Origin of the sequence: Asaia lannensis NBRC 102526 (assembly GCF_024054035.1) — a bacterium.
GTDB classification, from domain to species: domain Bacteria; phylum Pseudomonadota; class Alphaproteobacteria; order Acetobacterales; family Acetobacteraceae; genus Asaia; species Asaia lannensis.
In genome coordinates this window covers 49,909-74,837 of record NZ_JAMXQU010000001.1, presented here as the reverse complement: position 1 = coordinate 74,837, position 24,929 = coordinate 49,909, and the positions used below count along the sequence as shown (strand labels likewise).

19 protein-coding genes and 1 pseudogene are annotated in these 24,929 nt (G+C 58.8%); 7 read left to right on the top strand and 13 right to left on the bottom strand.

Annotation, left to right across the window (positions count from 1 at the left end; genetic code table 11):
* Window positions 1–11: 11 nt before the first annotated feature.
* Window positions 12–1,973, top strand: coding sequence for a hypothetical protein (locus NF685_RS00300; protein ID WP_252848175.1), 1,962 nt, complete (start codon window positions 12–14; stop codon window positions 1,971–1,973).
* 28 nt (window positions 1,974–2,001) lie between these two features.
* Here the strand turns inward: NF685_RS00300 and NF685_RS00295 are convergent, their stop codons facing one another.
* Window positions 2,002–2,325 carry a helix-turn-helix transcriptional regulator gene (locus tag NF685_RS00295; RefSeq protein WP_252848174.1) on the bottom strand — a complete coding sequence of 108 codons (324 nt, stop codon included), beginning with the start codon at window positions 2,323–2,325 and terminating at the stop codon, window positions 2,002–2,004.
* Between the two features lie 364 nt (window positions 2,326–2,689).
* Between NF685_RS00295 and NF685_RS00290 the strand changes: the two genes are divergently transcribed.
* Window positions 2,690–3,811 (top strand): site-specific integrase, encoded by a 1,122-nt coding sequence (locus NF685_RS00290; RefSeq protein WP_252848173.1) that lies wholly within the window; start codon window positions 2,690–2,692, stop codon window positions 3,809–3,811.
* Window positions 3,812–4,048: 237 nt separating this feature from the next.
* Here NF685_RS00290 and NF685_RS00285 read toward each other — a convergent pair.
* From NF685_RS00285 to NF685_RS00255, 7 genes and pseudogenes are all read right to left on the bottom strand, one after another.
* Window positions 4,049–4,774: pseudogene (locus NF685_RS00285) on the bottom strand (IS5 family transposase).
* A 272-nt stretch (window positions 4,775–5,046) separates the two neighbouring features.
* On the bottom strand, window positions 5,047–7,497 hold the full coding sequence (locus NF685_RS00280; RefSeq protein ID WP_252848172.1) for a TonB-dependent receptor: 2,451 nt from the start codon (window positions 7,495–7,497) through the stop codon (window positions 5,047–5,049).
* Window positions 7,498–7,652: 155 nt separating this feature from the next.
* On the bottom strand, window positions 7,653–8,999 hold the full coding sequence (locus tag NF685_RS00275) for a purine-cytosine permease family protein (protein ID WP_252848171.1): 1,347 nt from the start codon (window positions 8,997–8,999) through the stop codon (window positions 7,653–7,655).
* A 76-nt stretch (window positions 9,000–9,075) separates the two neighbouring features.
* Window positions 9,076–9,852 carry an amino acid ABC transporter ATP-binding protein gene (locus NF685_RS00270; protein WP_252848170.1) on the bottom strand — a complete coding sequence of 259 codons (777 nt, stop codon included), beginning with the start codon at window positions 9,850–9,852 and terminating at the stop codon, window positions 9,076–9,078.
* On the bottom strand, window positions 9,849–10,565 hold the full coding sequence (locus NF685_RS00265) for an amino acid ABC transporter permease (RefSeq protein WP_252848169.1): 717 nt from the start codon (window positions 10,563–10,565) through the stop codon (window positions 9,849–9,851). The genes NF685_RS00270 and NF685_RS00265 overlap by 4 nt, the downstream gene beginning before the upstream one ends.
* An 8-nt stretch (window positions 10,566–10,573) precedes the next feature.
* Window positions 10,574–11,401, bottom strand: a complete 828-nt coding sequence (locus NF685_RS00260; protein WP_252848168.1) for an ABC transporter substrate-binding protein — start codon at window positions 11,399–11,401, stop codon at window positions 10,574–10,576.
* Window positions 11,402–11,533: 132 nt separating this feature from the next.
* Entirely contained in the window at window positions 11,534–12,340 is an 807-nt protein-coding gene (locus NF685_RS00255) for a phytanoyl-CoA dioxygenase family protein (protein WP_252848167.1), read from the bottom strand.
* Between the two features lie 194 nt (window positions 12,341–12,534).
* On the opposite strand from NF685_RS00255, the gene NF685_RS00250 reads away from it, so the two are divergent.
* The 4 genes from NF685_RS00250 to NF685_RS00235 are packed head-to-tail and all read left to right on the top strand — an operon-like array spanning window position 12,535 to window position 16,629.
* On the top strand, window positions 12,535–13,686 hold the full coding sequence (locus NF685_RS00250) for an aminotransferase class I/II-fold pyridoxal phosphate-dependent enzyme (protein ID WP_252848166.1): 1,152 nt from the start codon (window positions 12,535–12,537) through the stop codon (window positions 13,684–13,686).
* A gap of 1 nt (window position 13,687) precedes the next feature.
* Window positions 13,688–15,085, top strand: a complete 1,398-nt coding sequence (locus NF685_RS00245) for an FAD-binding oxidoreductase (protein WP_252848165.1) — start codon at window positions 13,688–13,690, stop codon at window positions 15,083–15,085.
* Complete coding sequence (locus NF685_RS00240; protein ID WP_252848164.1) at window positions 15,082–15,654, top strand: HutD/Ves family protein; 573 nt, start codon at window positions 15,082–15,084, stop codon at window positions 15,652–15,654. Before NF685_RS00245 ends, NF685_RS00240 begins: the two co-directional genes overlap by 4 nt.
* 24 nt (window positions 15,655–15,678) lie before the next feature.
* On the top strand, window positions 15,679–16,629 hold the full coding sequence (locus tag NF685_RS00235; protein ID WP_252848163.1) for an isopenicillin N synthase family dioxygenase: 951 nt from the start codon (window positions 15,679–15,681) through the stop codon (window positions 16,627–16,629).
* A 4-nt stretch (window positions 16,630–16,633) separates the two neighbouring features.
* Here NF685_RS00235 and NF685_RS00230 read toward each other — a convergent pair whose 3' ends face one another.
* The 5 genes from NF685_RS00230 to hutI all read right to left on the bottom strand — a co-directional run bounded on the left by NF685_RS00230 (window position 16,634) and on the right by hutI (window position 23,364).
* Window positions 16,634–17,794: an alpha-hydroxy acid oxidase gene (locus tag NF685_RS00230; RefSeq protein ID WP_252848162.1), complete on the bottom strand. Its 1,161-nt coding sequence runs from the start codon at window positions 17,792–17,794 to the stop codon at window positions 16,634–16,636.
* The gene (gene hutH, locus NF685_RS00225; RefSeq protein WP_373317838.1) at window positions 17,791–19,341 is read right to left on the bottom strand and encodes a histidine ammonia-lyase; all 1,551 of its coding nucleotides are present in this window, start codon (window positions 19,339–19,341) and stop codon (window positions 17,791–17,793) included. The genes NF685_RS00230 and hutH overlap by 4 nt, the downstream gene beginning before the upstream one ends.
* Before the next feature lie 3 nt (window positions 19,342–19,344).
* Entirely contained in the window at window positions 19,345–21,018 is a 1,674-nt protein-coding gene (gene hutU, locus NF685_RS00220) for a urocanate hydratase (RefSeq protein ID WP_252848460.1), read from the bottom strand.
* 264 nt (window positions 21,019–21,282) lie between these two features.
* Window positions 21,283–22,008, bottom strand: a complete 726-nt coding sequence (gene hutC / locus NF685_RS00215; RefSeq protein WP_252848160.1) for a histidine utilization repressor — start codon at window positions 22,006–22,008, stop codon at window positions 21,283–21,285.
* 111 nt (window positions 22,009–22,119) lie between these two features.
* Entirely contained in the window at window positions 22,120–23,364 is a 1,245-nt protein-coding gene (gene hutI, locus NF685_RS00210; protein WP_252848159.1) for an imidazolonepropionase, read from the bottom strand.
* A 149-nt stretch (window positions 23,365–23,513) separates the two neighbouring features.
* Here hutI and NF685_RS00205 point away from each other — a divergent pair, with 149 nt between their 5' ends.
* Complete coding sequence (locus NF685_RS00205; RefSeq protein ID WP_252848158.1) at window positions 23,514–24,893, top strand: formimidoylglutamate deiminase; 1,380 nt, start codon at window positions 23,514–23,516, stop codon at window positions 24,891–24,893.
* The last annotated feature ends 36 nt before the right edge of the window (window positions 24,894–24,929 follow it).

Genomic DNA, 24,929 nt, shown 5'->3' with positions numbered 1-24,929 from the left:
GAGGGGGACGCATGATTGTGCAGGAAACCCGTATCCGGACGACCAGCGGCCATCAGGCCGTTTCCCGGCACGTGCTAAAGGGCGCGAGGAATGAGGCGATACGCGTTCTCTCTGGCAGTGACTGGTGTCTGGCCGATTGGATGAAGGAAGCAAGGCGCGAAGGCATACGCTATGGCCTGCGTCATATTGCCTTCAACCCTGCCGAGCCCATGAGTGACGAGGCCCTCGCCTCTTTTGCAGCCAGGTTGTGCGATGAACTGCAGGCGGACAGGGAGCGTATGACGCTCGTCGTGCATCAGAAGAATGGCAGCACCCATGGTCATCTTCTCCTACCCGAATGGCAGGACGACCATGTGCTGAGTTCGCGCTTCTCGTGGCAGCGTCTGGAGAAATGCGCCCGTCTCGAGGAACTGCGTCTCGGGCATCAGCTGGTGCCGGGGCGACATGACAGGGCTATTGTCAAAGCCCTGCGTCAGGAGGGAAAGACGACAGAAGCAGGACGGGTTGAGACGGTCCTGCAGGGACCAGCAGTCGATAGTGCAAACCTCCCCGCCCCTGCCCCAGCATATCCTGACACACCCCTCTCTCCAGCAGCATCCGCATCCAAACTCGGACCCCAGCCCCTTCCACGTGCAGCCTATACCTCGCAATCACGTCGTATAGCCGAGCGACAGGGGCTGGATCTTGCTGAAGCAAAGAAGGCTATCGCCTCTCTCTGGGCGCAGTCGGATAATCAGCTGTATCGTTTTCGGGCTCTGCTGAAGACAAGGGGCTGGGTCATGCGTGCTGGAGACCGGCAGGATACCCGCAAGGATGCGCATATCATCGAGACGGCTGATGGTGTGCTGATCGGGTCTTTCACGCGCCTGACGAAGACACGCATGAAGGATTTCCGCCAGCTTCTGGTGGGTGAAGCGACCAGACCGAAATGCGGAGATATCCGGGCAGCAGTCAAACCGCTCCTGGAGCGTGCCCCTCTGGAGATGGCAGCGATGGTGCATCATGGAGAGCGGAGCGGTCTGCTTCTGCCGCCCCTTGAGGAACTCAGGCGTGACCCTGAAGCATTTGCGAGAGCGGCTGCCAAAGGAGGGCCGTCACAACCTGCGGAAAAACAGCCGAGGATCGTCTCGCTGGATTGTATCGATTTACTGCCACCAAACTTCGCTCACTACATCCGGCAGTGGAAGCATGAAGCCAGGGCGTGCCGCACGGTACTGAATGCAAGACCGCCTCAGGAGTATGGTCCACGGCGCTCTGTCGATGAACAAGGCGCGGCTTTGTTTGCGCAGATAGAAGACACGCGCAGGCAGCTCTGGCAGACGGGAAAACAGCTGCAGGAAACACAACAGGAGCGTGACGCCCTGCGTACGAAGGTGTTCGTCCTATCAAAGAAGAAACGCCTCTCCCACCTCGATGAGGAAATCGAACGGCTTTCGAAAATGCTGGCCGAGATCCTGCGCTATCTTCTGGAGACTGTATTCTGGCATCTCGGCCTGCGCTCTACGCCACCCGAACCACTTTGCCTGCCTGTGCCGACCGAACGCGAAGAAGCCAATGCACGGCTGCGGAGAGAGAACCGTGAGCTGCTTCAGAAGATCGTCAGACGGGATACATGCAGGGAATGGCTTGTCACGCTCTGCCGCGAGGCCGACAGGCGCAGGCAAGAGGAGATCGCCGCATGGAAAGCACGCCATGTTTCACAGTGCGATAGGGCCAGGAGAGATCTGGATCTGCTGGAGGCTATCTGGATGCCGCCAGCAAAACTGCCTCGTGAGACACAGGCAGAGATCATGAAATGCAAGCTGACCGGCAATCTTGAAAAAGCCAAATACGTGACGCGAGTCGCTTTGAGGAAGTTGGACGAGGCTGAGGCAGAACGACTGGCAGAGGAGATGAAGAGCGAAAAAGCTAGCCCCTTCGCCGAGGTTCCAGCTCCCTGCTCGGTGAAACCATCTTCCGTTTTTGAGCCGTAATGGTCAGATTAGACCAGACCCGAATACGTCACAGGAACAGATTGATCAGCCAGATGATGAGGCCAATGAGACCTAGTAGGGCTGGAACAAGCCAGACGGTGACACCTCTGCGCGGTCTCTTGGGGCGTTTACGCGCTGGTTCGGGTGGCGATGCAACGCCTGCTTTCTGGTCGAGCCATGCGTCCAGATCAGTCACGCGAAAGCGCACGTCGCGTCTGCCATAGCTGATGGATTTCGGAGCGATACCCATCCACTTGAGATTGCGTAAGCGCCCAGGGGAAATGCCGAGATAGCGCGCAGCATCCTCGTAGTTCAGCACGGCCGGTCGGAGAGGATCAGGTGTATCGGCCATGAGTCCAGCGTTCGGAAACGAAGCCTCTTATTAAGCCGTCAGATGATAGACACGTCAACTGAATGTGGCTGAGCCATGAGCCAACCATGAGCCAAACGGAGGAAGATCAGGGGTGACAAACAGTGACCAATGGTGATACAAAACACTCGATAATCAGGTAATTATCTTCTAAACCTCAGGAATACCAAAGTTTCTTACTGCCCTTTCACGGCGGTAACACGGGTTCGAATCCCGTACGGGACACCACGGCATTTACCGCAGTTCTCTGCGGGATGTTGCCAAGTCGAAGCAAAATCCTGATTTACCAGAGTGTTGAATTTGAGCCAATCAGGAAAACATGGCTCTTTGGTATCAAGGGCTTCGCATGAGCGAAGCAGAAAGATCAGGCATCGATCCTGCCACAGGTAAACCACTGCCCAAGGGCGTATGGTTCCGCGGCGCAGGTCAGTATCAGGCCCGCAAGATGGTCGATGGCAAACGCCTGAGAAAGACCTTTGCATCCTCAGCTCTGGCTCGTCGCTGGCTCACTGAAAAACGTGCCGAGGTCGATCTTCGTCAGTTCAAGGACACATCGTCCCTCGACAAGACACCTCTCAGACGATTGGTGGAACGCTACCGCGACGAATGCATGGCCCATCGCCAGGCGGACCGTACGGGCCACATCCCTGCCCTGCTCGATGACCCTGTCGTCAATGTCATGGTGAGTAGATGGCAGCCTGCTAACGTTCGGGCCTTCCGTGATCGCATGCTTGCGGACGGCTATGCGCCAGCGACCGTGGTCAAGCGGCTCAATCTTCTCGCCAGCATCAATCAGCATGCGATCAGTGAATGGGATATCCATACGGTCAATCATGCTTCGGGCAGGGTTGTGAAACGGCCACAAGGCGCTGACAGGAAGCGTAATAGGCGACTGGCCATGCTCGACAATGACAACACTCATCAGAGTAAATATGACCGGCTGGTAGACGTTGTTTCGGCCTCTGAGCATGCGGACGATGTATGGCTCGTCAAATGGTCGATCGAACAAGCCTGCCGTTTATCGGAATCCGTTTCTCTCTGCTGGAAAGACATCGATTTCCGCAGTCGCACGCTATCGCTTGCCAGAGTGAAAATCGAGCGACACCGGGAGGAGCTCGGCCCTGAGAAGCGTCCTCTGACACCTGGTGCACGGCGCCTCCTCGTCGAGAAACTCGAGCAGATGTCGCATAGGCCGGAGCCGCATGAGAAGATCTTCGATATCGGCAATGAGAAGGCGTTCTCCGTCCGCTTTGGCCGGATGACAAAACGGGCGGGCCTGACCAACCTCACCTTTCATGATCTTCGTCACGAGGCTACGTCGCGTCTCGCGCGCTATCTCGCGAACCCGCTCGATTTGATGCGGGTCACCGGACATCGCGATCTGAAATCGCTCGACCGATATTACCAGCCCATCATGCAGGAACTTGCGGACAAGATTGAGGCGAATGAACCAACGCGTATAGAATAGATGCTCGATCGCCCACCTAATTCCAATAATTTTTATTATCGTAATTAGGGCCAGGCGAGGAAGACAGCGCATATCGCGCGGTTAAGTGGCAATGTCACGTTAGGTGGCATGAGATAAACGACGCCCTTGGGTGGAACATTCCGACGCTGAAAAAGGTCACACCGTTCCATTGGGTGACGCTCTCAAACTATGGAAATGGCCGAAAAAGAACGGTGATTATGCGAATCGGCTCGAGACTCATAGCCAGAACATGACGGTTGCGACGAGGCATATGGCGGAGAAGAAGAAGATGAGGCATCTGTCGTAGCCCATTGCAAAACGCCGTCAGTCCTTGAGCCTTCCGAACATGATCTCGACCCGGTTGCGACGTTTATATTTTTCGCTTGTCGTATCTGACTGGTTTTCCGCGGGATCTTCGTCCTAGAATGCAAGGTTTTATTCTTTTCTCTTCCAGGGCGTCCCTGAACGAGCCGGCGTCATACCTGCGATCTCCCAGCATCCATTGTACTGCAGGAAGACTGTCCAGCAGGGTAACGGCGCCGGTAAAATCGCTGACCTGCCCCGCAGTCATGAAAAAGCTCAGCGGTCGTCCGTTCTGATCGGTGACCGCATGCAGTTTGGTATTCATGCCGCCTTTAATACGACCGATCAGGCGGCCTGGATCCCCCTTTTTAGCCGCAGACTTGAAACCTTGCAGTGCGCCTTGAGATACGTCGCATCAATCATGAGGGGCCGGGCTTCGGCCTTTGCACCAGCTATGCCATCCATCATCCGCATGAAAATGCCCATGTCGCCCCAACGCTTCCAGCGGTTGTACAGCGTCTTGTGCGGACCGTATTCCCGGGGCGCATCACGCCACCGCATACCATTGCGGTTCACAATAATGATGCCGCTCAGCACATAGCGGTCATCAAGGCGAGGTTTGCCGTGACTCTTGGAAAAAAACGGCCGCAGACGTTCCATTTGTTTGTTCGTCTGTCAGCTAAAAAGGGTCGCTCACCTACAGTCTCCTCACAGAGCCTGAATCAGATTTCCAAAATCAAATCAATGGGTCCTGAGCCTAGGCGCTGGCCGGATGTTCGCCCGATGAGGCGTATTATGACGTACCAGCGCCGTCAGACGGGTGACATAACGACATCAGGGTATAGCCCACAAACTGTCCGAACGGACGGGCCCACCTTTATCTTTCTCGCAACAACTGTATCGTACCGACGATAAATACTGAGCCTGAGCAATCAGAAGTTTGCGCTAATCGAGCCGAAGGCCATGCGTGGCGCGCCGATCAGGAAAGACTGGTAGGATAATGCGCCATTCGCAATGTTGAGCGGATTCCCGTTTTCTCCCATCGTTGCAATGTAATGCGTGTTCTGCAGATTGGTGACGCTCAGCGAAAGGGTCAGATCCTTCAGGGGATGCAGGCTCCGCTTGATCGCGCCGATATGGGTAAGATTATACTGAATCCCCAGATTGGAGAGCCAATAGGACGGCACCTTGACGTCGCCCGTATAGCTGAAGTTGCGCTTACTGTTGAAACTCGCATCGACATAGGCAGTCAGACCCTGCCAGTCATAGGAGAGGCGGGTTTTGTACATATAGCGCGGATAATTGACGATTTGCGCGCCCTTGAGATGATAGACCGTTCCGGCCTCGTTGATATTCTGGTCGTAGGTCGCATGGTCATAGCTGAAGCTGTTGGTGAATACGAGATTACGCACCGGCATGATGGTCAGTGCTGTATCGACACCATTCATCGTGACCCCACCCACATTCGAAACTGTGGAAATGGGGTTTACGGAAGAGCCCGAAGTGACCTGCTGGAGCCGGTTGTTGAAGTTCGTGCGATACCCATAAATCGAGAGCCCTGCATACTGGCTTGAATAACGATACCCCGCCGCATAGGTCCAGGCCGTCTCGGGCCTGAACGAGGATTTACCCTGATCGAATGCCGTTTGTGTCACGGCAAAAGGAGAAGCACAAAGCTTGTAACCGCATTGCGCATAGGTATGAACATTTTCCGAAATATCAAAGAACAATTCATGATGCGTGAGGAAATGCCAGTCTGCACTGATATGCGGCAGGAATGCCTCAGCCGTGGTCAGACCGACGCCACTCGCGAGCTGTGTGGTCGGTGAATAATAGTCCGGATTGGCATAGCCATTACCCACGCGTGTGGTGCTCAGCACGGATTTGAAACCGAAATGGAGTGCCAGATGCTCGATGGGACGATACGTGTCCTGTACGAAAGCCGTGAAAGTATTTGTGCTGTAGTCCTGATTGAAAATCTTCGCAAAGGGATGCTTCCAGTAATCCAGCGGATTGGGTAGCTTCTCGGTTAGCTGGCCATTCACGATGTTGGGCATCTGAAACACATATTCGGGCGACTGGTAGCTGTTGTTCTCATACCAGACACCGCCGCCCAGCGTGTTGTCGTGAGTTTCATACTGCACACGCGAGAAAAACCCGAGGCGCTTTATACCCGGCGCCTTGCGCAATTCGGAAAGCGGTGAGCCATTCGGCGAGGGGTAATAGGGCGTGGTCCAAGTGGCCTGATTGGTCTCTCCATGACCATAGGCCGTACTATCCCACAGCAAGTGATCCGTGAGTTGCAGATGCGCCCGCATGCCCCCCAGATAATCGGCGCTGTTGAGGGTCGCATCGTAGTAGGCCGAGTCCTCAGGATCCTCCAGTCCGGCAAAGGAAGAAGGAAAAATCCCGTTCGCTGCATTGATGGCCGCCTGGAGCCCACTCTGCTTGCCATTATAATAATTGGCCACCTTGTAGCCGACCTTCTGGATAACCTCAGGTGAGGTATCAGGCGTCGAGAACTGATGCTCATCGGCCCAGTCGAAATAGGTCGAGAAATAGCTCTCCTGCCCGAGAGGCTGCACCAGTTTGGCGTTGACCTGCTGAATGAACTGATCACCCGTACCCTTCCAGATCTGGCCGTCCTGCCGACTATAAGAGGTATAGAACCGCGTACCGGTCCGATTGAGATCGCCGCTGTCGAAGCGGAGGAAGGTATGGTAATTGGCGTAGCTGCCGAAACCCTGATTGATCGTCCCGCCCAGCTTGTGCGCCGGGTCGCGTGATATATAAGCCAGCGACCCGCCGAGATTGCTGGTCGAAGCCACATCCTCGGCACCAGCGGACTGGGAGATATCGATGCGGGAGATATTCTCCGCCGAAATCGCAAGCAGTGTATTTAGACCATTATAATTACGCAGGGATTGCTCACCCAGCGGCATACCATCCAACGTGAAACCGATTTCCTGCTGCTGAAAGCCGTGCATGAAAAGCTGCTGCGACCAGATGTCGACACCCTGGGGCTCGGCAGACTGGAACATGATGCCTGGCAATTGCGATAGCACCTTGAGAGGGTTCGTGCCGGCTGGAGCCTGAGACAGGAGCTTCTGGCTTACAGTCACGAGGGCGCCACGCGTGATATGCTTGGCCTTGACGTCGAACGTCTCGGAAGTCGAGCTTAGATAAACTGCCGACTTCCCGACGGCCTGAGGCATGACCGCCGCCACTTTTGCACGAGCGGCAGGCGGTGAGGTCCGGGTTCCTGCCTTCGCCTTCGTGCCATGCGCTGGAGCGGGCTTGGTCTGTGCCATGGCGTGGGGGGCTGCGGCAGAAACGAGCATGGTCGAGATCAGACAAAGTTTTGAAAACGAAATGATCCGCATGATGAGTCACCGTCGCGCTGTGCTGGCGGCTCGCGGCCGAAGACGGGCGAGCTGCACTCGAAGGAGGAAGGGCCTGCCCCGGAAAAGGCTGACCATGATGCAACGCTAAGATGTATATACGAGTATGGTCAACTAAATTCGATCTGGATTCGTAATCATCTTACATGTTTCGACATACGGGCTGTCGCGAGATAAATCATGCTGGTCACAGCCAGTCCGGCTATCCATGAGAGATCGGCCCCACCCAGGAAACGCGCCATAGCCCCGGTATACAGTCCCGTCGATATGAACGGGACTTGTGAAGCCAACCCAATTGTATAGGCGACCAGAGCCGGAACGTTGTATCGTCCGTACATACCTCCGTCGCGCCTGAAAAGTGACGGAAGATCGTAAGCTCCATGCCTCAGGATATAGTAATCGAGCAGATTGATCGCGGACCATGGCACCATGATCGACATGAGCAGTTCGAGGAAGCTTGCATAGGCGGTCTCGAACCGGCCCGCCATGAGCAGCGCCAGCCCGAAAGACAGGACGAGCAGAACCAGGGTCACCGCTCCACGCCAATTTTTGCCGAAACGATGCGTCGGGGCGAGGGTATGAAGCACGGTGATGGAGGAAAGCGCGCCACAGTAAAGCGTCATGGCGTTCGCCACGACCAGCCCCAGCGACAGCACTCCCAGAACGGGCGCGGCCGCAAAACCGAGGCAGAGAATCAGGCGATCATTGACGGCCGGTCCGGCGAGAGCCCCAACGACCATCGCGACAAGAGAGCCAAGCACACAGCCCCAGTAGGTCGCATGAAAAGCCTGTTTCTCACCTTCGCGCGTCTGCGGCAGATAGCGCGAATAATCCGAAACATAAGGTGCGTAGGCAATCTGCCAGAGTGCGGCAATGGATATGGCCCCCAGAGAGCCGGAAACCGTGTCATGCCCCCCGGTTGTCAGTGCAATGCTCGGGGCAGAGGGAACGAATAATACAGCACTCAGACAAAGCAGGATCGCGCCCCCACAAAGCAGGGCGATGTAGTGGGTCAGGCGATGAATAGCGCGATAACCCAGCACGGCAGGAACGGCTGAAATGACAGCAATTGCGATCATGCCCGACCTGCCTCCCAGAAACGGGAGCATCATGGCAAGCCCCTGCGCACCCAAAACCAGATTCGACGCAGCAAAACCAAGAAACATCAGCACGATCAGCGCGGTCATGGGGGCTGCCCCAATCATGCCGAACTGGGCGCGGGACTGGATCATCTGCGGAATACCGAGATGTGGCCCCTGCGCCGCATGAAGCGCCATGAACACACCGCCCACGGCATTGCCTATGAGCGCCGCGAGCAGGGCTATCAGGGGGGTCAAATGGAATTCTCCACGCATGACCCCGCCCGTGGCGACGGCCAGCATGGTCATGTTGGCGCCAAACCACAAGCCGAATAGGTCCGACGGCTTTCCATGACGTCTCGATGGCGCAATCGGATAGATCGTTTCGAATTCGACTTCGGTCATGCTTCCGTCATCCGGGTGAGCATGCCCGGCAGATATCGATGTGGCGCTCCGATCGAGAGGGGGATGCTTCATCATGTTACTCCTGCCCGGCATGGTCGGACACTGCCTCGAGAAAAACCCGCATCGATTGAGGGGCCTGCGACCCAAGCATTTGCCCGGCCGGTCCGCTTGCGGCGATATGGCCGTCAGCGCAGAAATGAACGGTCGAGGCAATGCTGCGCACCAGGCGCATGTCATGGCTGACCACGATCATGGTCAGCCCATCGCGTGACAGGTCGCGCATCACGCTCTCGACCTCGCGCACCAGCGCCGGGTCGAGAGCACTGGTCGGCTCATCGAAAAGAATCAGGGCGGGTGACATGGCCAGTGCACGAGCAATCGCCACACGCTGTTTCTGCCCCCCAGAGAGACGATCGGGGTAATGCCGCGCGAAGCCCAGCATTCCCACCCGGTCGAGATGGGCACTGGCCATCATGCGTGCCTCCTCCTTCGGGCGCCCCTGAACCACGCAGGGACCCTCCATCACATTTTCAAGCACGGTACGATGGGCAAACAGGTTGAAATGCTGGAAGACCATCGGCATGCGGGCCCGCGCCGCCTGTAACTGGCGCCTGGGGGATATCTGGAAAAGATTGCCATCTTCGGAACAGAGGCGTTCGCCCCGGAACGTGATCTCGCCACGATCCGGCGTTTCGAGAAAATTCAGGCAACGCAGGATGGTTGATTTTCCTGCCCCGCTCGGACCGATGAGACAGGCGATTTCACCCTCTTTAACAACGAGGTCCACCCCATCGAGCACCGCTCTGCCCCCATAACTCTTGCCAAGCTGTCTGACCGTCAGGACAGGATTCATCGTATGGCTTCCTTCTCCATGGTCAGAACTGTGCCAGACATCGTATCGGGTCCGGATCGGCGACTATGGGCAAGCCGGTTCTCGAGATGGAGAATCAGACGTGACGAGGCAAAGCTCATGATGAAATAGATGATCGCCACGAGCAGATAAATGTTACCCCCATCGAACGTGTCCGAAATGACAATGCTCGCATTGCGCAGAAGCTCGTTGACCGAAATGAATGACACCAGTGCACAATCTTTCAACAGGGCAATGAAATAGCCCCCGAGTATCGGCAATGCCGCCAGCCCCGCCTGGGGCATGATCACGCGCCGATAGAGTTGCACTCCCGACATTCCCAGCGAGATAGCTGCTTCTCTCTGCCCGCGATCAACGGCATTGATGGTGCTCCGGAATACCTCCGACACATAAGCCGCCAGGTTGAAAGACAAACCCACAATGGCAGCCGGGAAGGCACCAAGTGTCAGGCCCCAGCGCGGCAGCGTAAAATAGATGATCAGCAACTGCACGATCAAAGGCGTATCACGCATGATCTCGACAAACACATTGAGCGGCCATCGCAACAACCGCGTCTTGGCACGACGGCCAAGGGCAATGAAAAACCCTGTCACTGTCCCGAGCGCCATCGCGACAAGGGAAAGCTCGATCGTGACGAGCGCCCCGCGCAGGAGAAAGGGCAGATATTCGCCCGCCTCAGCCAGGAAATCCAGCATGGAAACAGCTACTCCGAATCAGTACGGTCGGGCAGGATAAGGTGGTCCTGCTGCGGCTCCCACACACCGTAACGTTTCAGTATCGTTCTTATTGTGCCATCCCGACGCATTGAGTCCAGCGCCTTATCGACGGCAACCTTCAAATCAGGACAGCGATCGGAAATGACTACCCCTTCGCTTCCAAGACGATAGCGGGCCTTGGCCTGTATCGCGGCCCAGCGCGGCTTGGGGGCATAGAAAACGGGCATGCCAACAGTGCGCAGATCGGTGAAATGCGCTTTCTGGGCATGAAGCGTTCCCTGATCGACGATCACCGCCGCAACCTGGTGGTTGCGCAGGGCCGTGAAAGGATCGGCGAACGTCTCGAAATCGGCCACATCGGCCGCCACACCATCAGTCACCAGGTGGTGCGCAGTTGCTGAATCGCTGGTCCCCATGACAGAGGCAATCGTCTTGCCCTTAAGATCGGCAAGAGACCAGATTGGCGAATCCGCCAGCACAATCACATAGTCATAGAGCATGAAATAAGGCGTCGAGAACAATACATGCCCTCGTATCCGCCGTTCCTCGGTAATATTGACGTCGCTCAGAACGATGTCCCAGCGCTCCGCCTTGAGCCCGGGCACCATGGTCGGCCACTCCGTGATGATAAATTTTGAACGCGCCACGCCGAGGCGTTGCGTCAATACGTCCAGAAGGTCGGCATCGATACCGTGATATACCCGGTCATGGCTTTGCCAGAGAGAGGGATGGGCGCCAAGTAGCCCATTCCCGACACGCAGCACCCCCGATGCACGTATCGTGTCAAGACACCCTGCCTGTGCGACGCCCGTCACCGACGCCACCAAAGTGAGAAGACAGCAGGACGCAAAACGACGCGCCACCTGCCAGCGGCACTGAGATAGGTGCGCACGGGTTGTGCTGGCTGTCCGGGACCTGCGCGCCGCGACGGGAGCCGGTTCGGCCATTCAGGCCGCCGTCGCGAGAACGGGAAAATCGGGGCCTGTTAGTTTCTCGCCATCTTGCAGGGTCAGATGGGAGAAAGGCGGCGATCCCTTGCCGCCTCTGTCGGCAAAGCACGCGTTATCTCCCACGAGCCGCGCTGAGAACACCCGCCTCCTTGTAACCGCGCCCAGAGTCGCAGCAGCTCCATGCACTGTACCGAAGTCGAAAGCCACGGCATCGCCGGGTTCCATAACGGCAGAGACGATCCGGTAAGCGCTCCTGTCGGCATCGATATCCGGCATGGGCGTACTGTCGTCGCCCGCATACAGGGGCGTTCCGTCAAAACGCATGGGCTTGTGATCGACGCCCCATCGGTGAGACCCGGCGACACATTGCAGCGCATTCGCCTGGGGCACCGGGTCGAGCGGAATCCAGAAACTCACGCTTTGCGGCCCGCTTACGCAATAATAGGGACGGTCCTGATGCCACGGCGTCACGAGCGATGTTCCTGGCTCCTTCACCAGAACATGATCATGGAAAAATCGCGCCTCTCGCGCGCCCATCAACGACGCAGCCAGAACTCCAAGGGACGAGTCTTCTATGAATGCGCGGAATTCCGGGATCCTTTGCCAGTTGCAGAGATCCTGGAAAAACGGTGCCGAGTTGGTCGGCTGATAGGATCGCTCGAGCGGGCTGGGCGATGCCATCAACCGATCGATTCCCTCACGCAGGGACTCGATCCAGGGCGTAAAAACGCCACGCAGAATGACGACGCCGTCATCACGAAAAGCATTAACCAGTTCGGACGACAAGGGGGAGGCAGACATCATCACGGCATGATCTCCTGACACAATCTGACAGCAAGCCTATGTTGTCTGTACAAGAAAGGTCAATCGATTTTCGTAATGAAAAAGCGAATAACCACCATAAATATCGTATATAAGGCGCTATAAATCTTCGCGCTTGCATGATGCGAGTCGATATCGTTAGTCTTGTCTATACAACCATAAACTGGATATCGGCCGTGCATTCTCCCCTTGGAACCCCGTCATCCGTCTCATGCTGCCGCCCCGAAATAGCGGCCTTGCCAGCCTATAATGCAGGCCTTGCATCAGATGCGGTCAAGGAACGATACGGCCTCAATTCTATCGCCAAACTCGGAAGCAATGAAAATCCCCACGGGGCCCCGCCTCAGGTGCGCGAAGCCCTTACCGGCCTTTTCGACAAGCTGGCCCTTTATCCCGAAGCAGAACCGAAGCTGCGCGCGCGTCTTGCCACCTACCTGGATGAGCGGATGCAGGCGCTCATCCTTGGGAATGGCTCGGAACAACTTATACGCATGATCATGCAGGGGGTAATCTCCCCTGGCGACAGGGTGGTGACCGTTCTGCCCTCGTTCGGCCTGCATATCCTGAACGCAGTGGCGATGGGAGGGGTCGTCGATTCCGTGCCGGTCACCGAAACATGCGATTTCGATCTCCAGGCCCTCTGCGCTGCGGTATCCCAACCGACGCGTATCCTCATCTTTTCCAATCCATCCAATCCTGTGGGTTGCGTGATGACAGAGACGCAGCTGGAAACGCTGATCTCTGCCTGCCCCCATGATTGCCTGATCGTGATCGACGAGGCTTATCGGGAATATGCGGCCCATACCGCGCATTACCCGGATGCGCGCCGCGTTCTGCGCCGCCAATCCCGCCCCTGGATCGTGCTCGGTACGTTTTCCAAGGCCTGGGGACTGGCGGGGCTGCGTATCGGCTGGGCCCTGAGTGACACCCCGGACCTGATTAACGCGCTCGAGGCCGTTCGTGATCCGTTCAATACCAATATTGTGGCACAGCTCGCTGCCCTCGCTGCACTGGAGGGAGAGAGCCATATGCGCGAAAGCGTAGCGGCCACGGTCAGGGCGCGGGATGCCCTCAAAGCCACGATCGAAGCCATGGGCCTGGATGTCGCTCCCTCGAGCGGTAATTTCCTGTTTGTCAGACTACCCTGCCCAGCCGCACCGGTTGCAGAGACGCTGCTCCGTCACGGCGTGATCGTCAAACCCTGGAAAGAGCCGGGGTTCACAGACAGGATACGCGTCTCCATTGGCCTCGATGAGGAAAACAGGCGTTTCACCGTGGCACTGCGTGCCATCCTTGCCGAGCCACCCGCCTTTGAGAAAGTGCCCTGAAATGAGACCCTCTGCGCCAGACCGTATCCGACTTGTCGCCGAACTCGACACCTTTTTTCCCGGGCGGGTCTCGCGCAGCCCCTCCCTGCTGGAACAGCACAGCCACGGCGAGGGCTATCACGCCGCCCATGCGCCCGATGCCGTTCTTTATGTCGAGTCGACACAGGAGGTCTCGCAGGCCCTCGCATTCTGCAACGCCCACAACCTGCCCGTTGTGGCCTTCGGCGGCGGTACATCGCTCGAAGGGCAGCTCAATGCTGTCGAGGGTGGCGTATCGCTCGACCTGTCGCGCATGACGGCAATTATTGCGGTCCACGAGAATGATCTCGATTGTCGCGTTCAGGCCGGGGTGACCCGTCAGGCCCTGAACCTGCATCTGCGTGATCTGGGACTTTTCTTTCCGGTCGACCCGGGTGGCGAGGCAACGATAGGCGGTATGTGCGCCACACGCGCCTCGGGGACAGGGGCTGTACGCTATGGCACCATACGCGAAAACGTGCTGGGCCTGACTATCGTGCTGGCCGATGGGCGCATCATGCAGACCGGGGGGCGCGTGCGCAAATCAGCCACGGGCTATGACCTGACCCATCTCATGATCGGTTCGGAGGGAACACTCGGGATCGTCACCGAAATACAGCTCCGCCTGCAGGGAATACCTGAAACCACGGCCGCGGCCATCTGCCAGTTCGAAACCCTTGCAGGGTGTGTCGAGACTGCAGTGCAGGTCATGCAGATGGGCCTGCCGGTTGCGCGCATGGAACTGCTCGACGACGTGCAGATGCAGGCTTGCATCGACTACTCGAAGCTCGATTCCTATCGCCCCGTGCCCACCATGTTTTTCGAGGTTTCCGGCGGCCCGCAGGCCGTGGCGGAGCAGATCGGCACGATCGAGGCCCTGAGTATGGATAACGGGGGAGCTTCCTTCGCCTGGAGCACGCGCGATGATGAGCGCGCCGCACTCTGGAAGGCCCGCCATGCCGTCTACTGGGCCTGTCTCGCCTTTCGTCCCGGCCATGTCGGCATTTCAACAGATGCCATCGTGCCCATATCCGCCCTGACCGAGATGATTCTGGGCGCTAAGAGCGATATCAAGGCATCAGGCATTACCGCGCCGATCGTTGGCCATATCGGCGATGGTAATTTCCACACGGTCATGCTCGTGCCACCGGGGGAAGACGCTCTGGCGCGCGCCCATGATCTCGACGCCAGACTGATCGCCCGCGCCCTTTCTCTGGGCGGGTCTGCAAGCGGCGAGCATGGGGTGGGACTGGCCAAACGTGACTACCTCCCGCAGGAACATGATCCGGTCTCTATCGACGTGATGCGCAGCATCAAGGCCACGCTCGATCCAAAAAACATCCTCAACCCCGGCAAGATCTTCCCCGCAGCACGACCATGATCGCGCTCCACGACCTCACCACCTTCCCGGAGACGGACTGGAAGAACGGTCAGGGTCGTACCCGCGAACTGGCTCGGGGTGATACACAGGGCGGGACATGGCGGGTCAGCCTTGCCTCGATCGAGGGGGATGGTCCGTTCTCGTCCTTTCCGGGCCTCGTGCGCCATCTCGCCCTTGCCTCGCCTGGCAATCTGATCCTGAACACCGAAGGCGACTGCCCTCATCATCTCAACAGTGCCGGAGCCATTCTGAGCTTCGACGGAGCCATGGTCGTGACAGCGGCCTGCCCCTCCGGCCCGGTCATGGCATTCAATCTGATGGCTTCGCACGGACAGCCTGCCCTTCTGCGCGCCCATGAGACGCCTTTCCCACTGCCCCATACCGTGCATTTCACCCTGCTTCCCCTGAGAGGCCCATGGCATGTCGCCGGACGGGGACCAGCATTCGGCCCGGGCAGCGTCCTTCAGGGGAAGATTGTCGCAGGCGATACGCCCCTGCACATTTCCCCGATGGCATCTTCCGGGCCACAGGCCCCGCTCTGCCTCGCCGCCTTGATCCCACCTTCCTGACCCTCAATCCGACGGAGCCTTTTCATGAACGATATTGGCTATCTTCCAGTCATCGATCTTGCCCCGGCTCGTGCCGGCGATCTTGAGGCGACAGGGCGCGCCATCAATGCCGCCTTTTCGCAATCGGGGTTTTGCTACGTACGAAACCACGGCATTCCGGAAAGCCTGCTTGAACGGATCCATCGCGAGGCGCTCGATTTTTTCCATGCCCCCGTGGAAGAAAAGCTTCTTTGCAAGCCCCATCAGGCCGTGAGGGGTTTCAACGCGCTCAACCGCACCACCATGTATGGTGCGGCCAACCCGGATTATAAGGAATTCTTCCAGATCGGGCTCGATCTGCCGCAGGATCATCCCCTCGTCCTCGCGGGCCAGCCCTTGCGCGGCCCCAATCTCTGGCCTGAGGGACGGCCAGATTTCCGCGCCGCCATGGAGGCCTATTTCGGGGCCGTAGGCGTGTGCGGGCAGGTGCTTCTTCGCGCTGTCGCCTGTTCGCTCGGGGTCTCGCCCGATTTCTTTGTCACCCGCTATGTCAGACCGTTGCAGCGCAGTCAGGCCATCTGGTACCCGCCCCACCCGCCGGAACGCGAGGCGGATCAGTTCGGCGTGGCTCCTCATACGGATTACGGCTGCATTACCCTGCTCTGGCAGGATGACACCGGAGGGCTGGATGTGCAGGGCCCGGATGGCGCCTGGATGCCCGCGCCGCCGATTCCGGGAACGCTCGTTATCAATATCGGCGACCTTCTGTGCCGGTGGTCGAACCGGCGCTATGTCTCGAACATGCATCGCGTCACCAATCGCTCCGGGCGCGAGCGTGTGTCTTTCGCCACATTCTACGACCCGGATTACGACGCCCGGATCGATCCGCACGATCTCAACCTGCCAGCCGGGACAGACGCCCTTTATCTACCCGTCTCCGCCGGGGATTACATCATGGGACGCATACGAGACTCGCAAAAACCCCGGCAGGGCTGAACACTCATCCTGCAGAATGAAGCGCAGTCCGGCCTGCCTCGCGTAGCGCCCGGATTGTGCACAGCCCGGTGAGCGCCATGCAATCCGCCGTCTCGCGAATCAAACGCTGCAGGGCGGTCTCGATACCTTTCGTTCCGGCCGCAGCCAGAGCCCAAGCCCATGGCCGGCCCAGCGAAACGGCCCGCGCACCCAGCGCAAGCGCCGTGACGACATCACCGCCATGACGCACCCCGCCATCCAGCACAACTTCGAGCCGGTCCTGCGTGACGTCCAGTATCTCGGGCAGCATGGTGAGAGGCGATGGTGCAGGGTCCAGTTGTCGACCGCCGTGATTGGACAGGATCAGCCCGTCCACGCCACAGGAAACCGCCTGCCGGGCATCATCAGGATGGAGCACACCCTTGAGAACGAGGCGGCCCTTCCAGCATGCCCGTAACGTCTCCAGATCGGCCCATGAGAGAGCGGGATCGATCCGGGATGCAATGTCACGGGCCTGCGCCATGATACCGCGCGCGCCAGTATAACGCCCCATCGTCCCCAGATCGTTGCGTGTCGCCCGCAACCGGTCGAGGAGCCAGGCCGGGTGCCGCGCCAGACCCATACTCTGGCCGAGACTGGGGCGCACACGGTTACGAAACCCGTTCCGAATGTCGCGCGGGCGCAGGGGCGTGATAGCGGTATCGATGGTCAGAACAAGCGTCCCGACCCCGCTTGCCGCGGCCCGGTCGAGCATATCCTGTGTCACGCCACGGTCACGCAGGATATAAAGCTGGGCCATGAGAGGCGCCTTTACCGTCGCCACCTCCTCCAGAGAATGGATGGAGAAGCTCGAAAGCGCCGAGGCAATCCCGCATCTTTCCGCGGCCCGCGCCGCGCCAATCTCCCCGTCGCTATGAAACAGCCCGGCAAAACCAACCGGCGAGAGCAGGACAGGCGCGTTCAGAGCCATGCCGAAACAGGTGGTCTTCTGATCGATACAGGATACATCGCGCAACCCGCGAGGCAGAAGGGACCAGCGCGTGAAAGCGGCCCGATTGGCGAGAATTGTCTTCTCACCATGGGCGCCACCATCGAGATAATCTGCAAACAGGCGAGGCAAACGACGGCGCGCTCGCGCTGCCTCGATCTTGAAAGCGCCGTCATCCGGCGCGATCACCCCCTTCATGCGGCGTCGAGTGTGGGTAGTTTCAGCGATTGGCTCGCTGCCTTGACAAGCGCGCCTGAGGCAATGAGCGCATTGGCAGCCTCCATGTCGGGCGTGAAAAGCCGGTCCTGCGCGAAAAACGGCACGGTCTCACGCAGCAGGGCGGCCGCCGCGACCAGCGGCTCGGAGGAACGCAGTGGGGCCAGGAAATCGAGCCCCTGCACGGCAGAAAGATATTCGATGCCGAGAATAGTACGTACATTCTCGTTGATATCACCGACACGGCGCGCCGCGAATGTCGCCATCGACACGTGGTCTTCCTGATTGGCTGAAGTAGGCAGGCTGTCTACGCTTGCAGGATGGGCGAGCGTCTTGTTTTCAGAAGCAAGGGCTGCTGCCGTGACCTGGGCAATCATGAAGCCGGAATTGACGCCACTGTCATTGACCAGAAAGGGCGGTAATCCGCTCATGCCAGGGTCCACCAGCAGGGCGAGACGGCGCTCCGCAATCGCTCCGATTTCTGATACGGCAATCGCCATCAGATCGGCCGCAATGGCTACAGGTTCGGCATGGAAATTACCGCCAGAGATCATTTCGTCCGTATCGGGGAAATGGATGGGGTTGTCTGACACCGCATTGGCCTCGATCAGCAGGACGTGAGCCGCATGGCGCAATGAGTCCAGCGCTGCCCCCATGACCTGAGGCTGGCAACGCAGGCAATAAGGATCCTGCACGCGCTCATCGTCCACCTCATGTGACGCACGTATGGCAGAGCCGGCCATGAGTGCCCGATAGATGGCAGCACATTCGATCTGGCCCTTCTGGCCGCGCAGAGCATGAAGCCTCGGATCGAAGGGAGCATCCGTTCCCCGTGCGGCATCGAGGGTCAGCGCGCCAGTCACAAGCGCGGTCTGGTGAAGGGTTTCCGCTTCGAAAAGGGCGATCAGAGCCAGAGCCGTCGAGGTTTGCGTGCCATTGAGAAGAGCGAGCCCCTCCTTCGGCCCGAGTTCGATAGGCCTCAGCCCGGCGCGCTCCAGAGCTACGGCGCCCGGCAGACGCTCACCGGCGAAAAAGGCCTCTCCCTCGCCGATAACAACTGCCGACATATGAGCTAGAGGCGCGAGATCACCCGATGCCCCAACCGACCCTTTTTCCGGAATCACGGGAATAACCCCGCGATTGAGCATGTCGAGCAGCAGACGGACGATCTCGTACCGCACACCCGAATAGCCTCGCGCCAGCCCATTAGCCTTCAGCAGCAGAATAAGTCGCACGACCGGCTCCGCCAGAGGCTTGCCGATCCCTGCGGCATGGCTGAGCACAAGGTTGCGTTGCAGATCACGCAGCTTCTCATCAGGGATACGCGTCTTGGCCAGCTTGCCAAAGCCGGTATTCACGCCATAGACGGCTGCACCGCCCGCCACGATGCGCTCGACCGAACGCGCGGCCTCGCGCAGGCAGGGTTCGGTGCCGGCCTCGAGGACGATTTCGGGCTTGTCGAGAATAAAGCTGCGCAGGGATGCCAGATCGAGAGCGCCGGGAACGAGAGTGAAAACAGGTTTCATGATGGATCAGGCTCCGTCGATCATAGGCAGGGTGAGACCCTGTTCCCGGGCACAGTCTCTGGCGATATCGTAGCCCGCATCGGCATGACGCATGACACCGGTCGCGGGGTCGTTCCACAACACACGTTCCAGACGGCTTGCTGCCTCCGCTGTTCCGTCGGCAACGATAACCATGCCCGCGTGCTGTGAGAAACCCATTCCCACGCCGCCGCCATGATGCAGCGAAACCCAGGTGGCGCCAGACGCCGTGTTGAGCAGGGCATTGAGCAAGGGCCAATCGGAAACGGCATCCGACCCATCCTTCATTGCCTCGGTCTCGCGGTTCGGGCTGGCGACAGAACCGCTGTCGAGATGATCTCGACCGATCACGACAGGGGCCTTGAGCTCACCGCTTGCGACCATCTCGTTGAAGGCAAGACCGAGCCGGTGGCGATCGCCGAGTCCGACCCAGCAGATGCGTGCGGGTAGACCCTGGAACTGGATCTTCTCGCGCGCCATATCGAGCCAGTTGTGCAGATGCGTGTCATGCGGGAGCAGTTCCCTGACCTTGGCGTCCGTCTTGTAGATATCCTCGGGATCGCCAGAGAGGGCAGCCCAGCGAAAGGGGCCGATGCCGCGGCAGAAGAGCGGCCTTATATAGGCCGGGACAAAACCCGGGAAAGCGAAAGCGTCCTCGCATCCGACCTCGAAGGCCATCTGCCGGATATTATTGCCGTAATCGAATGTCGGGACACCCATACGATGAAATGCCACCATGGCCTCGACCTGAAGGCGCATGGAGTCCTTGGCGGCGCGTTCTACGGCAGCAGGATCTGTCACGCGCTTATGAGCTGCCTGATCGAGCGACCACCCTGCGGGCAGATAGCCGTTCAGTGGATCATGGGCCGATGTCTGGTCGGTCACGGCATCGGGACGGACGCCACGACGCAAAAGCTCGGGGAAAATCTCCGCAGCGTTACCCAGCAACCCGACCGAGATCGGCATATCAGCCTTGCAGGCTGCATCGATCCATTCGAGCGCCTGGTCGAGCGAGTCCGTCTTTCGGTCGAGATAGCCCGTTTCGAGGCGCTTCTCGATACGGCTCGGCTCACATTCGACGGCCAGCATCGAGGCGCCTGCCATTACCGCGGCGAGAGGCTGTGCACCGCTCATCCCGCCCAGACCTCCCGTCAGGATCCAGCGGCCGCGCAACGAGCCCCCATAGTATTGCCGCCCCATTTCGACAAAGGTCTCGTATGTCCCCTGCACGATGCCCTGACTGCCGATATAGATCCACGACCCTGCAGTCATCTGGCCGTACATCATCAACCCGGCCCGGTCGAGTTCATTAAACCGATCCCAATTCGCCCAGTGCGGTACCAGGTTGGAATTGGCGATTAGAACACGGGGAGCATCGGGATGGGTACGAAACACCCCGACCGGCTTGCCCGACTGGACGAGCAGCGTCTGGTCGGCGTCCAGATCGGTCAGGGCACGCACAATCCCGTCATAGCAGGCCCAGTTGCGGGCCGCGCGACCGATACCGCCATAAACTACCAGTTCTGAGGGCTTCTCGGCCACATCGGGATCAAGATTATTCATCAGCATGCGCAGCGCCGCCTCGGTCTGCCATGACCGCGCTGTCAGTTCCGGCCCATGGGCCGCGCGAATAATCCTGTCATTGGCCAGCCTAGCTGGCAAGGAATCCTGGGCGCTCACGACATCTCCTGACCCAAACATGTATATACATGTTAAGGTGTGTCATAAGAACTGTTTCTGTCAATCAAAAATCGTCACGATTTGAGAATGACATCCCAATGCATCGCCCGGCTCGGCGTGTCTTTCGTGAGTCCCAGATGCCGTGAGAGCGAACATGCACATGGGCGGGATGGCGATCCGGGTACAGACAGAAGAAAACGGAAATCTGGGACGTGTACGACGAGGCTCGCTAGATATCGCCCCCGTTCAGGGGCGATAGCGCCCGACGAAGCTGTAGCGGCTCCCGGGATAGGTGAAGATGCCTTTCATCACCACGCGCTCATCAACCCAGGTGCGACGCATGAGTTGCAGGCAGGCCTCGGGCGCCTCGAGGTCGAGCAGATCGCATGTTTCCTGACTGGGCGTGACAGCAAAGACGACATGCTCGATTTCCTCGGGATGCGAGATCGAGGAAAGATGCCGGTGCGGGTGGGACAGGCTGAAATCCTGCTCCAGATAATCGGGGGCAAAATGGGGCGAAACGAAGCGTTCCTCAACCTGAAGCGGCGTACCGTCTTCGAGATGAACGATGATCGAATGGAAGAGCCGTGCGCCGGGGCGCTGACCGAAAGCCATGGCTAGGTCGCTATCGGCCCGGATGGAGCCCAGCGTGATGACGCGCGTGGTGTGGGTGTGGCCGTTCGAAACGATATCCTCTGCGATATCGCGCAATTCAAGCAACTCGACACGCTTGAGCGGCTCGGCCACAAAGGTGCCCACACCCTGTGCACGAGTAACCACGCCATCGACGGTCAGTTCGCGCAGGGCACGATGCACAGTCATGCGTGACACACCGAGAAGGTCGACGAGTTCACTCTCGGAAGGAAGCCTGTGCCCGACCTCCCATTCTCCCGTCTCTATACGGGAGAGGATGTATGATTTGACCTGCTCGTAACGTGCGGCCGGCTTGTCCTTGCCCAGCAATATGGTCACCCTCTTGCATCCCCTTTCTGCCCAGGCCAGATGTCTATACCGGTCATACCCGGCTCGCCAGTCTTTAGCACGGGATCATAACCTTCCTACTCCCGGCCGCGCTGCCCCCTATCAGAGAACCTGATCCGGAACGCCGGCGAAAACACGTCCCACAGGCATCACCCCGCCGATCCAGTATGCGAGCTCGTGAGGGGCGGTGATGTCCCAGAGCGCCATATCGGCAGCCATTCCAGGCGCCAGCATACCGCAGGTTGCCGAGAGTCCGAGCGCAGCGGCCGCGTGGCGCGTATGGCCGTCCAGCGCTTCGCGCGGTGTCAGCCGGAACAGGGTACAGGCCATGTTCATCACGGCCGTGGGTGACAGCAAAGGCGAAGTGCCGGGGTTGCAATCCGTCGCAAGCGCCATGCGCACACCATGCGCACGGAAAGCCTCCACAGGGGGCAGCTTGTCTTCGCGGACGAAATAAAAGGCCCCCGGCAGAAGAACAGCCACCGTACCCTGCGCCGCCATGGCCCTGATACCTTCCTCATGGGCGTATTCCACGTGATCGGCAGAGAGTGCTCCCAGCCGCGCAGCAAGCGAGGCACCGCCCAGATCGGAAAGCTGATCAGCATGAAGACGCAGTGTGAAACCGAGATCCCGCGCTGTGATGAACAGACGCTCGATTTCATGAGGCTGAAAAGCAATGCCTTCGCAGAAACCATCCACGCTATCTGCGAGTCCTCCAGCTGCGATTTGAGGCAGGAGGTCGGTGCAAAGATGCCCCAGATAGGCTTCACGACGACCGACGAATTCAGGCGGCAAGGCATGAGCACCAAGAAAGCTCACATGCACGCGCAGCCTGAGTTCGGAACCCAGACGACGCGCCACGCGCAATTGCTTGAGTTCATCCTCAAGCGTCAGTCCGTAGCCGGATTTGATCTCCAGTGTCGTCACACCATTCGCCATGAGCCGCTTGGCTCGTTTTTCGGAGAGCGCGAAAAGCTCGTCCTCGCTCGCAGCCCTCGTGGCTCTCACAGTGGAGAGTATTCCCCCGCCGCGTCGGGCGATCTCCTGATAGGACACACCGCAGAGTCGTTCGGAGAACTCCTCGCTTCTGTCGCCGGCATAGACGAGGTGGGTATGCGGATCGATCAGCCCCGGCGTAATCCATGCTCCCCGGCAATCGATTACCTCGTTCGACAGGGTCTCGGGTGCGCCGGGCAGGTCGCAACGTGATCCTATCCAGGCAATCCTGCCTTGTTCGACCGCAATCGCACCATCGCGCAACAAGCCGGATTCCGTCTCGATATCGTGATGATCCACATGGGGCGCTAGCGTCGCAAGATGCGCATTGATCCAGAGCCTGTCCCACATCGTTGCTCAACTCCTAGCCCGCTTGACCTGACTTATCTATACATGTCTAGTTATGATAACGTTAACGCGCAACGGTAGTCGTAACACGTTCCATGCCGGAGCATCCGGCTCCGGAACCTTCCCTCTGATCTCATCCTGCGGAGTTCCTGATGTCTGAAATGTCGTCTCCCTGCGCGGTTTTCGCCAAGCAGGCTTTCCTGCCCGGTGGCTGGCGTCATGACGTGCGCCTGCAATGGGAGGGGGGGCATTTCACTCATATCGACGTCTATGAAACACCCCGTGCAAGCGATCGGGTCGTCGACATTGTTGTACCGCCGCTGGCCAGCCTGCATTCTCACGCGTTCCAGCGCGCCATGGCAGGACTGGCGGAGACACGCCGCCATCCCGTCGACTCATTCTGGACATGGCGCAAGCAGATGTATGCGCTCGCATCGCGCATCACGCCGGAAGATATGCGCATCATCGCAGCCCAGCTTTATCTCGAGATGCTGAAGGCCGGTTTTTCCCAAGTGGGCGAGTTCCATTACCTGCATCGTGGGCCCGACGGAAACGCCTACGACGACAAGGCGGAGATGGCCCTCGCTGTCGTTCAGGCTGCACAGGATACGGGCATTGGCGTGACCATGTTGCCGACGCTCTACCGGCACGCAGGGTTCGGCAAGGCGCTGGCCCCCGAGCAGGCGCGTTTTGCGAGTTCGCCCGAATTCATCGCAACCATACTTGAGACCCTCGAGACGCGGCACAAGGGTAATCCCCTTGTCAAGGCAGGCCTGGGGCTACATTCCCTGCGCGCCGTCGACAGGGAGAGTCTGAACCGCATGCTCGGAATGATCGGCAAAAACATGCCGATCCATATTCATGTCGCTGAACAGCAGAAAGAAGTTGCCGACTGCCTGGATTACCTTGGCAGACGTCCTGTGGCATGGCTCCTCGATGAGGTACCGATCGACCGGCACTGGTGCCTGGTCCATGCCACCCATCTAGATCAGGATGAAACGCGCCGGCTTGCGGCGTCTGGGGCGGTTGCTGGGTTGTGCCCTATCACGGAAGCCAATCTTGGAGACGGGCTGTTCCCCCTGGAATCCTATATTACCCAAGGCGGTCGTTTCGGAATAGGAACGGACAGCAATATCCTGCCATCGGTGTCGGAAGAACTACGCCTTCTCGAATACGGCCGCCGTCTTGTGAGCCGAAAACGCTGCTGCGCCCTGCCGGACGACATGCTCGGATCGGTCGGACGTTATCTCTACGAAGCGGCTCTCAAAGGCGGGACACAGGCCTGCCAGCAGAATGGCGGCAGGCTGGCCCCCGGCATGAGAGCCGATCTCTGCGTTCTCGACCCTGAAGCCATGGCCCTGCCCGGGCTTGAGCAGGACGCGATTTTCGATGGCGCACTCTTTGCCCGTCCGAGCCTGCCGGTGCAGCATATGCTGGTCGCGGGAGAATGGGTCATCGAAAGCGGTCATCATGCCCGGGAGAGGATCATAGCTGATGCTTTCCGGCGTGTAGTGACAAGGCTGCATCATTGAGCACTCCCCCCAGAACACGTCAGAAAGAGAGACAGG

Coding starts and splice junctions, on each gene's coding strand:
- NF685_RS00300 (WP_252848175.1), top strand. CDS start 12: ATGATTGTGCAGGAAACCCGTATCCGGACGACCAGCGGCCATCAGGCC.
- NF685_RS00290 (WP_252848173.1), top strand. CDS start 2,690: ATGAGCGAAGCAGAAAGATCAGGCATCGATCCTGCCACAGGTAAACCA.
- NF685_RS00275 (WP_252848171.1), bottom strand. CDS start 8,999: ATGACCGAAGTCGAATTCGAAACGATCTATCCGATTGCGCCATCGAGA.
- NF685_RS00205 (WP_252848158.1), top strand. CDS start 23,514: ATGTCTGAAATGTCGTCTCCCTGCGCGGTTTTCGCCAAGCAGGCTTTC.
- NF685_RS00295 (WP_252848174.1), bottom strand. CDS start 2,325: ATGGCCGATACACCTGATCCTCTCCGACCGGCCGTGCTGAACTACGAG.
- NF685_RS00235 (WP_252848163.1), top strand. CDS start 15,679: ATGAACGATATTGGCTATCTTCCAGTCATCGATCTTGCCCCGGCTCGT.
- NF685_RS00270 (WP_252848170.1), bottom strand. CDS start 9,852: ATGAATCCTGTCCTGACGGTCAGACAGCTTGGCAAGAGTTATGGGGGC.
- NF685_RS00240 (WP_252848164.1), top strand. CDS start 15,082: ATGATCGCGCTCCACGACCTCACCACCTTCCCGGAGACGGACTGGAAG.
- hutI (WP_252848159.1), bottom strand. CDS start 23,364: ATGTGGGACAGGCTCTGGATCAATGCGCATCTTGCGACGCTAGCGCCC.
- NF685_RS00245 (WP_252848165.1), top strand. CDS start 13,688: ATGAGACCCTCTGCGCCAGACCGTATCCGACTTGTCGCCGAACTCGAC.
- NF685_RS00230 (WP_252848162.1), bottom strand. CDS start 17,794: ATGAAGGGGGTGATCGCGCCGGATGACGGCGCTTTCAAGATCGAGGCA.
- NF685_RS00265 (WP_252848169.1), bottom strand. CDS start 10,565: ATGCTGGATTTCCTGGCTGAGGCGGGCGAATATCTGCCCTTTCTCCTG.
- NF685_RS00255 (WP_252848167.1), bottom strand. CDS start 12,340: ATGATGTCTGCCTCCCCCTTGTCGTCCGAACTGGTTAATGCTTTTCGT.
- NF685_RS00280 (WP_252848172.1), bottom strand. CDS start 7,497: ATGCGGATCATTTCGTTTTCAAAACTTTGTCTGATCTCGACCATGCTC.